The organism is Candidatus Dactylopiibacterium carminicum, assembly GCF_014736495.1.
Classification (GTDB): Bacteria; Pseudomonadota; Gammaproteobacteria; order Burkholderiales; family Rhodocyclaceae; genus Uliginosibacterium; species Uliginosibacterium carminicum.
The window spans coordinates 23,964-33,338 of the sequence record NZ_MDUX01000039.1; the positions used below are offsets into that span (position 1 = coordinate 23,964).

Consider the following 9,375-nt stretch of genomic DNA (forward strand, 5'->3'; position numbering starts at 1 on the left):
TGTCATGGGTATTTTTGCCTTGCCTATATAATCAGTTGTTCGAACTCTGAGTGAAGCAGCATGCGGATTCTTTTGAGCAACGACGACGGTTATTTTTCGCCTGGCATCGAGGCATTGGCCAGAGAACTTGGCAAGGTCGCGGAAGTGACGGTGGTGGCGCCGGAGCGCGATCGTAGCGGCGCCAGCAATTCTTTGACGCTGGACCGCCCCCTGCAATTGCGTCGAGCCGCCAACGGTTTCTACTACGTCAACGGCACACCTAGTGACTGCGTCCATCTGGCAGTCACGGGCATGCTGGACATGCAACCAGACATGGTCGTTTCCGGCATCAATCATGGAGCAAACATGGGCGATGACACCATCTATTCCGGCACTGTTGCTGCTGCGACAGAGGGTTACCTGCTTGGTGTGCCTTCCATGGCCGTGTCACTGGTAGGGCGCTCGCCCAGACACTTCGAGACGGCTGCCTGCTTTGCCCGTGAGATGGTCGAGCGCTTTCAGCGCAGTGCCTTTGGCGAACCGGCTCTCTTGAACGTGAACGTGCCCGATGTGACTGCCGATGCCCTGCGTGGAGTGCGGACGACTCGCCTGGGCAAGCGGCACAGGGCGGAACCTGTGATCCGTGAAACCAATCCTCGAGGTGAACCCATTTACTGGATCGGGCCTGTCGGAGAGGCCGCAGATGCAGGGGAGGGCACGGACTTCCATGCGGTAGCACAAGGGTTCATTTCGATTACTCCGCTGCAGATCGACCTGACGCATACTGCGCAATCGAGCCGGCTCGCACGCTGGATGGAGTCATGACGCCGCAGGCTGCAACGCAGGCACAGCGTGCACGTGCCAGGATGGTGGAGCGTCTGCGCGAGATCGGGATCCGTGATGAACGGGTGCTGGATGCGATCAATCGGGTGCCGCGTCATGCCTTTGTCGAGGAGGCTCTGGCCAGTAGAGCCTATGAAGACACTGCGTTGCCTTTGGGATTCGGCCAGACCATCTCGCAACCTTTTGTCGTTGCCCGTATGGCTGAACTGCTCATCGCGGGTGGTCGGATGCTGGGTAAAACCTTGGAGGTTGGAGCAGGGTGTGGCTATCAGGCAGCGGTTCTTTCTTACCTGGCCAGCGATGTCTATGCAATAGAGCGGATCGGCAAGCTGCTGGACCGTGCGCGCAGCAATCTTCGCCCTTTGCGCCTGCCAAATGTTCGTCTGAAACATGCCGATGGCAGCCTAGGGCTGTCTGAGGTGGCGCCATTCGATTCCATCATATTGGCAGCTGCCGCGTCGGCCGTGCCGCGTGCATTGGTGGACCAGCTTGCGCCTGAAGGGCGGATGATCATGCCATTGACGCAATCAAGCGGTCACCAGGTGATGTTGCTGATTGAACGTCAGCGCAATGGCGCACTCAAAGAAAGCCGTCTTGATGCGGTACGATTCGTACCGTTGCTTCCCGGAACTGAATGAGGTCAGGCATGCAGGATTACGAGCAGAGGTATCGCGTGGTGTGGGCTGGAATCGGTGTGTTGCTGCTATCGGCATGCAGCACAACTGTTCCGGCGCCAGTGGAATCGCGCATCCCTGCAGCGACGTCGGCGCCGGTCGTGAGTACACCTTCGGCACCTGTGGTTGCTCGCCCTGGCTATCACATCGTCAAGCGTGGCGAAACGCTCTACAGCATCGCACACGTTTATGAGACCGATTACCGTACGCTGGCAGCGTGGAACGGCATTGAGGATCCGGCGGTCATCAAGGCGGGACAGGAATTGCGTGTGCAGCCGCCAAGTGGCGACATGGAAGGCGCCCGCCCCGTCGAGCAAGGCGCTGCACTGATTTCCCGTCCCGTAGATGGCGCGCCAGCCATGACATCCGCACCTCAAAGCACGACCTCTGCTCCAGCGCCGGTTGTGCCCGCAGGCGCTTCTTCCCAACTGAAGACTGAACCTAAGGGTGGGCGCGTGGCCTACTCGACAGAAGCGTGGAAAGATCTGACGCAACCCAGTGCCGCGGCATCTGCTCCGGCAAATGTAGCGACTTCTAAGCCGGCCGAACCGCCTCGCCCGGTGGCTGCACAGAGCGCCCCGGCGACTCAGAGCGCACCAGCCGCTCAGCAGGGTGGGGTGGCGGTTAATGGCGAGGTCGAGTGGAGTTGGCCGGGTACGGGACGTGTGATTGCCGGGTTCAATGACAGCACTAACAAAGGGGTCGATTTGACGGGCAATATCGGCGATCCTGTGCTGGCTGCGGGTGCGGGGCGTGTCGTGTATGTGGGTTCTGGATTACGTGGTTACGGAAATCTGGTCATCGTCAAACACAACGATACTTATCTGAGTGCCTATGCACATAACAGCGAGATTCTGGTGAAGGAAGGGCAGACAGTGCAGCGAGGGCAGAAGATTGCTGCTCTGGGCAATTCGGATGCTGATCGTCCCAAACTGCACTTCGAGATCAGGCGACAGGGGAAACCTGTCGATCCGTTGAAGTATTTGCCAACACGTTGAGGGTGTGAGCCATGTACGATCCGGAATTTCTCGATGACGACGAAGAGAAGGAAACGGATCTGCCTCCCGAGCTGGAGGCATTCGCAGAAGCTGCTGTAGCGTCAACTCCCGCACCCAGTGAAAGTGAGTACCTTAATGATGTCACCCAGCTCTATCTTAACGAGATAGGGCTCAATCCTCTGCTGACAGCGACTGAAGAAGCTGCGTTGGCACGGCGTGTTTGGCAGGGAGATTTCGAAGCCCACCAGATCATGATCGAGCGCAATCTGCGCTTGGTTGTGAATATCGCCAAGCACTATCTGAACCGGGGTATTCCATTGCTGGATCTGGTCGAGGAAGGGAACCTCGGCCTGATGCATGCACTCGAGAAGTTCGATCCGGAGCGGGGATTTCGTTTTTCCACCTACGCTACCTGGTGGATCCGCCAGAATATCGAGCGGGCGATCATGAACCAGTCGCGGACTATCCGCCGGTCCACGTCGTCAAAGAGCTCAATCAGGTTCTGCGGGCGCAGCGGCAGGTCGAGGCGAATCAGGGAGGCACGCCGAAGCTGGAGGAGGTCGCAGAGAAACTGTCGCGTCCGCTGGAAGAGGTGCGGGAGATCCTGTCCCTGTCGTAGCACACGGCTTCGCTGGATGCGCCGCTGGATATCGATCCCAGTCTATCCATTGGTGAATCCCTTGCCGACGAGCAAGCCATCAGCCCGGAGTCCAGTATCCATACGGCGGAGGTTGAAGCGTTGATCCGTGAATGGATCGGCCAGTTGACCGAGAAACAGCGTGTGGTGATCCAATATCGCTACGGTTTGGACGACGTCGAAGTGCTGACCCTGGAGGATCTGGCGCAGCTGCGCCGGATATTAAAGCGGCGTGGCGTGTTGCGCGAAGTATTGTTCTGACGCTGGTTTCTGTATGAAAAGGGACAGTCGCGGATGTGGCTGTCCCTTTTCGCATTTTCAGGCCGTGGCCATGCCGCTGTGACGCAGCAGCGCGTCCACTTCGGGCTCTCGGCCCCGGAACGCTTTGAACGACTCAATGGCAGGGCGTGCGCCGCCGACGGAGAGAATTTCCTTCAGGAAGCGTGCGCCTGTTTGTGCATCCAGCGTACTGCCACAGGTTGCCCGCGCTTCCTCGAATGCTGCATAGGCGTCCGCCGAGAGCACTTTAGCCCATTTGTAGCTGTAGTAGCCTGCGGCGTAGCCTCCAGCGAAGATGTGGGAGAAACTGTTGGCGAAACGGTGCCATGCGGGGGGGAAGAGCACGGCCACTTCACGCCGGACCTCTTCAAGCAGTGGCTGGACGCCTGCTGTGTCAAGCTGCCAGTCGTGATGCAGACGCAGGTCGAAGAGTGCGAATTCCAGCTGCCGGACAGTCTGCATGCCACTCTGGAAATTCTTGGCTGCCAGCATCTTGTCGAACAGCTCGCGCGGCAATGTTTCACCGGTATCGATATGTGCTGTCATGGCCGACAGCACATCCCATTCCCAGCAGAAGTTCTCCATGAACTGACTGGGAAGCTCGACAGCATCCCATTCCACTCCGGATATCCCGGACACCCAGAGTTCGTCTACGCGTGTGAGCAGATGATGCAGGCCGTGCCCGGCTTCATGGAACAGAGTTTGCACATCGTCGTGAGAGAACGTGGCAGGTCTGCCATCTACCGGCCCCGGGAAATTGCAGACGAGGTACGCTACCGGGACCTGAACACCAACGGTCGTGCGACGGCGTGAGATCGCGCTGTCCATCCAGGCTCCGCCCCGTTTGGTGGCACGCGCGTGAAGATCCAGGTAGAACTGCCCTATCAGCGTGCCGTCCCGTTCGATGCGGAAGAAACGCACATCCGCATCCCAGACAGGTGCTTGGTCTTCTCTGATGTTCACGCCATAGAGTTTTTCTACCACGTTGAAAAGGCCTGCCAGGACACGAGGCTCAGGGAAATACTGCTTCACCTCCTGATCCGAGTAGCTGTAGCGCGCCTGGCGCAGTTTCTCTGCAGCCCAGCCTATATCCCAAGGCTGCAGGTCGGCGATCGCCAGCTCATTACGGGCGAAGTCATTCAATTCAGCCATGTCGCGCTCCGCGTACGGCTTTGCCTTGGTGCCAAGATCGCGCAGGAAAGCCAGGACCTGCTCAGGAGAGTCGGCCATTTTTGGTACCAGCGAGACTTCCGCATAGCTGTGGTAGCCCAGCATGCTTGCCAGCTCGCGGCGTAGTTCGACGATGCGTGCGATGTTGGGCGCGTTGTCCCATTCTGGATGTCCTAGCGCTGCCGAAAACTCGGATGCCCGGGTCGCGGATGCGCGATACAGGGTTTCGCGCAGCAGGCGATCTTCTGCGTACTGAATGACAGGCAGGTAAGATGGCATACGCAAAGTGAACAGCCAACCTGATCTACCCGCCGCCTCGGCTTCTGCCCGGGCTGCAGCGATGGCATCTGTCGGTAGTCCGGCTAGACGTTTTTCGTCGGTGACCAATTCGGTAAACGCATTGGTGGCGTCCAGAACGTTTTCCGAGAACTTTGCTGCCAGTGCAGCCAGCTCCTGCTGGATAGACTGGAAGCGTGGTTTCTGGTCTTCCGGCAGTTCCGCGCCGGAGAGGCGGAAGTCCCGGATCTCGTTATCAATGATGCGCTGGCGTACGGGTGTCAGACGTCCGTATTCGTCGCTTGCCCGAATTGCTTTGTACTTGGCAAACAGCGCAAGGTTCTGGCCAAGCTCGGCGTAATACTGCGTCACTTCTGGCAGCATGGCGTTATAGGCCTCGCGCCAAGAGGTGATGTCCAGCACGCTATGGAGGTGACCTACGATGCCCCAGGCACGCGACAGGCGTTCGCCTGCGTCGATCAGCGGAGCGACAAAGTCGTCCCAGCTTGGCGTAACGTTGGGTTGGGTCTGCCGTGCGATCAGTGCGCGGCCCTCTGCAAGCAACTGCTGGATGGCTGGCGCGACGTGTTCTGGCCGGACCGTATCAAATCGAGGCAAGCTGGAGAGATCGAGCAGAGGATTCATTTGAGGGGCCTTTGTATCGTCGTGGTTCGTTCTGCATTGTGCCGTCAATGCCGGAACAGAGGCAAAAACAGGGAGAGACATGGTAGAGACCTCTGAGCGTCGCGCAGCGTTCAGTGCTGCGATCGAAGCTGAGCTCCGGAGCGGGGAACTGAGCTTTCCAACCAGCATGCAGGCGGCTATCCGCATCCGCAAGGCGCTGGAGGATCAGGATTCCGGACTGAGTGCCGTGGCGCGTGCGATCAGTCTGGAGCCACTGCTGTCCGTGAAGTTGTTACGTATGGCCAATTCCGCGTTTTTCAACCCGACGGGAATGGAAGTCACCGATGTGCAGCGTGCGTTGATGCGTGTGGGCGTCAACAACGCCCGCACGCTGGCTTTTGCGGTGATCGGCGATCAACTGGCCACAGCCGACGAGTTCGCGCCGGTCTGGCGGCTGGCCGATCAGCTGTGGCGGCATTCACTGGACGTAGCATCTCTGGCGCATGCGATGGCCGTGCAGCTGGAGAACGTCGTGCCGGATACCGCATTGCTCGCCGGCATGGTGCATGACATCGGGCAGTTCTACTTGCTTTCGCGCGTGCACGAATACCCCGAACTGCTGGAGGAGGAGAGCGAACTGGCTGATTTCATCCTCTATTGGGATGTGCGTGTGGGCCAGGCGGTACTGCGCGCGTTGGGAACGCCAGCCGTGATCTGCGACGCCGTCGCGGCGCAGGAGTCCTGCACGGGAAACTGGCCACCCCGGCAACTGTCCGACATCCTGTTTCTGGCCAACACGGCAGCCGGCATCGCAAATCCTTTCTCCACTTTGTCCTTGGAGGAATTGCTGCTTCGGCGCCAGGACGCATTCGCTTCGGCGGATCAGGACGTGATCCATCGGTTGCTTGATGAGGCCAGGGTACGCCGTGCCGCTGCGCTGGCGATGCTGAGTGTGTGATCGCGCCGCGAAGTGCGGCATTTCAGTTCGAGCCTGTTAAGCTGTCGTCCCCTGGTCGGGGCGATCGGGATATATGGATCGAGATGAAGAAGCTGCGGGAGGGAGGCGTGGAGAAGTTGTGGTTCATGGAATCCATCGCGGCGGATGGTGTGCGGATGACCTACAACATCACGCATCTGCCTTTCCGGATAGGACGCGATCAGGACAATGATCTTGTGGTGGGCTCCCTAGGCTTGAGCCGTCATCATGCCTTGCTGACGCCAGACGTGAGCGGTCGGCTGCGTCTCACCGATCTCAACAGTACCAATGGCAGTTTCGTCAATCGTGTGCGGCTGGAAGGCTCTTGCCTGCTGCAGGAGAGCGATATCGTCCATTTCGGGACCGAGGAGTTCCGGATCCGGCTTCACCAGGAAGAGGCAACGGATTTTGATATCGGTGATGGTACCCGGACCATGCTGGTGCCGGATGGGCTGAGTCTTTCCGAACGTTTCGTACAGCATGAGGCCGAATTTCTTGATCTGTTGGAAGGGCAGGGGCTCAGTGGTGCTGCACAGCCCATTGTGCGGGCGGAGGATCGTAGCGTCTTCGCTTATGAGCTGCTTGGGCGCGCAAACCACCCCTTGTTGCCACAAACCCCGATCCGCCTGTTCGAGCTTGCCAGTGCACTGGATCGGGAAGTCGACTTGAGCGCTGCGTTTCGGCGCTTCGGTATTGCCGAAATCGCTCCTCGCCTGTCTGGCTATCCCTTGTTCGTGAATACGCATCCGAAGGAAACTTTTTCTCCGGAATTCTTCGAGTCACTGGGATGCTTGCGCACCCAATTGCCGGAACTTTCTCTGGTGGTCGAGATCCACGAAGCGGCGGTAACTGATGCGATTCAATTGCGCGAGGCGACTGCCAGTCTGCGTGAAATCGGCGTGCGCTTCGCCTACGATGATTTCGGTGCAGGTCAGGCACGTCTTATCGAATTGGGCGATGTGCCCGCCGACTTTGTGAAGTTCGACATGGGGTTGGTTCATGACATCCATAGGGCGAGTTCACGCAAGCTCCGGGTCGTCAGCGACCTGGTTCGACTGGTGCTCGATCTCGGTTCGGTGCCTGTGGCAGAGGGCGTGGAAACCGAGCAGGAATTTGCCATTTGTCACGATATTGGATTCAGATTGATCCAGGGCTATCTCACCGGCATGCCAATACCGGTTGAGCGTCTTTGAACGAATGCCCGCCCGGCCGTCCGTTTCACTCTTGCCCAGGTTTGCCGGGCCGGCGGATACTCGGTGGCTGTATGCAAGACAGGGAGAGCAAAGTGGATCGTCTGATTAGACGGGCAGGCAGTCTGTTGCTGAGCTTGGTTGCCGTATCTGCACAAGCCGAGATCTACAAGTGGATCGATACCGAGGGGCGCACGCATTACAGTAATGTACCTCCCCAGAATGTGAAAACCCAGCCGGTTCGTAACGACGGGGTCACAGTGTTGCCAGCCATGGTGAAGCCGGCGACGAATGCGGTGTCTGCTCCGGCAGTAGTGCCCGGCGAGGTCGCGGTGCGCGATGCGCCCGTTGCGGCATCGGCGCCCTCCACAGCCTCGGCGCCAGTATCCCGTGATGGTCCGGTTGCCGGGGCTTCCGCTGCGACGCAGGCGGTGCCCAAGAGGGGGCGCCCACCGGAAGACAGGCAATGAAATCAAAACACTGCGCCGGAATGCATCGGCCGCAGCTTACGGGGTTCTGGCATGGTCATTAGCGGTAACCAGCGTTTCATCCGCAACGTCAACCGGATCGCCATCCTGCGTGCATTGCGTGACGCCAGCGGCCTTTCCCGTGCTGATCTGGCTGACCTTACGGGGCTGACTCGCAGCGCGATCGGGCGTTTGGTGGATGGGTTGATAGCAGAAGGCTGGGTTGCCGAGGACAAAAGTGTGCCTTCCGGAGCGCTGGGGCGGAGGCCCACACCGTTGAGGCTTGATACGCAGCGTTTGCTGGTGCTTGGTACGGATTTCAACTCGGAGCGGATTCACGTGGCCGCCTGCAGTATCGATGGCAATCTGCGCGCGTTTGAAGAGGAGAGCGTGCGGGGGCTGGATGGTCACTCTGTGCTGAAACGTCTGGCTCGGCTCGTTGAACGTGTGACGCATCCTTACATGATGCGTGGTTTCCAGTTTCGTGGAATGGGGGTGGCTGCCCCGGGAACGGTCGATGGGCCGAAAGGTGTTCTGCTTCAATCGGACTCGACGGGATGGCACGATCTGCCCGTCATCTGTTTGCTGCGCGAGCAATTGTCCGAGCCCTGGTTGACCGGTATACCGCTACTGGTCGAGCGTGCAGTGTGCTGTGTAGCCATGCAGTTCGTGCATACCGGTAAGCGACCACTGACGGATTCCCTGGTGTATGTCCATCTGGGACAGAAACTGGCTTGTGCTGCAGTGGTGGATGGCGTGCTGGTCAAGGGCGCGCACGGTTTGGCTGGCAGGGTAGGGCATCAGCAACTGCTACCCGATGGCCCGATGTGTGCCTGTGGTCAACGCGGATGTGCCAATGCCACTCTGAGCCTGCAGGCAATGCAGATGGAACTGGGGGTCGATGGGGCGGCTGCCTTGCAGGCCAGGCTTGCGCTACGCGATGAAGCGGCGTCTGCCGTGCTGAATCGTGCAGCTGATCTGCTGGCCAGATTTCTCCACAATCTCGGGCAGGTTTATGGAATGGACCGTCTCTTGCTCGGTGGCCCCGTGGTTGAGCTGGGGAACGACTTTCTGACGAGAGTGGCGATACAACTGGGAGTATTCGCAGGGCAACCGCCAAAGCCATTGCAGTTAGCTCCCAGACCTGTCCATGCGGCTGCGCAGGGCGCTGCGAGTCTTATGCTGCGACATCTGCTCGACGTGGAAGCTGAATCGCCCCGGGTTTCCTAGACAGCCCCGAGCTTCATGAAATACTGTTTTTC

8 protein-coding genes and 1 pseudogene are annotated in these 9,375 nt (G+C 59.1%); 8 read left to right on the top strand and 1 reads right to left on the bottom strand.

Going from position 1 to position 9,375, the window contains the following annotated elements; genetic code table 11:
* Positions 1-60 precede the first annotated feature (60 nt).
* The 4 genes and pseudogenes from surE (at position 61) to BGI27_RS11830 (ending at position 3,392) form a co-directional block, all read left to right on the top strand.
* Complete coding sequence (gene surE, locus BGI27_RS11815) at positions 61-804, top strand: 5'/3'-nucleotidase SurE (RefSeq protein ID WP_095525068.1); 744 nt, start codon at positions 61-63, stop codon at positions 802-804.
* Entirely contained in the window at positions 801-1,460 is a 660-nt protein-coding gene (locus BGI27_RS11820) for a protein-L-isoaspartate(D-aspartate) O-methyltransferase (protein WP_095525069.1), read from the top strand. The genes surE and BGI27_RS11820 overlap by 4 nt, the downstream gene beginning before the upstream one ends.
* A gap of 137 nt (positions 1,461-1,597) precedes the next feature.
* Complete coding sequence (locus BGI27_RS11825) at positions 1,598-2,494, top strand: peptidoglycan DD-metalloendopeptidase family protein (RefSeq protein WP_223871773.1); 897 nt, start codon at positions 1,598-1,600, stop codon at positions 2,492-2,494.
* 11 nt (positions 2,495-2,505) lie between these two features.
* Positions 2,506-3,392: pseudogene (locus BGI27_RS11830) on the top strand (sigma-70 family RNA polymerase sigma factor).
* A 57-nt stretch (positions 3,393-3,449) separates the two neighbouring features.
* Here BGI27_RS11830 and BGI27_RS11835 read toward each other — a convergent pair.
* A complete protein-coding gene (locus BGI27_RS11835; RefSeq protein WP_095525071.1) occupies positions 3,450-5,501 on the bottom strand; it encodes a M3 family metallopeptidase in 2,052 nt (683 codons plus the stop codon).
* A 166-nt stretch (positions 5,502-5,667) separates the two neighbouring features.
* On the opposite strand from BGI27_RS11835, the gene BGI27_RS11840 reads away from it, so the two are divergent.
* The 4 genes from BGI27_RS11840 (at position 5,668) to BGI27_RS11855 (ending at position 9,343) form a co-directional block, all read left to right on the top strand.
* Entirely contained in the window at positions 5,668-6,438 is a 771-nt protein-coding gene (locus BGI27_RS11840; RefSeq protein ID WP_170943022.1) for an HDOD domain-containing protein, read from the top strand.
* Between the two features lie 125 nt (positions 6,439-6,563).
* A complete protein-coding gene (locus tag BGI27_RS11845; protein WP_223871774.1) occupies positions 6,564-7,649 on the top strand; it encodes an EAL domain-containing protein in 1,086 nt (361 codons plus the stop codon).
* Between the two features lie 92 nt (positions 7,650-7,741).
* Positions 7,742-8,116 carry a DUF4124 domain-containing protein gene (locus BGI27_RS11850; protein WP_170943023.1) on the top strand — a complete coding sequence of 125 codons (375 nt, stop codon included), beginning with the start codon at positions 7,742-7,744 and terminating at the stop codon, positions 8,114-8,116.
* 51 nt (positions 8,117-8,167) lie between these two features.
* Positions 8,168-9,343: an ROK family transcriptional regulator gene (locus BGI27_RS11855; RefSeq protein ID WP_095525074.1), complete on the top strand. Its 1,176-nt coding sequence runs from the start codon at positions 8,168-8,170 to the stop codon at positions 9,341-9,343.
* Positions 9,344-9,375 lie beyond the last annotated feature (32 nt).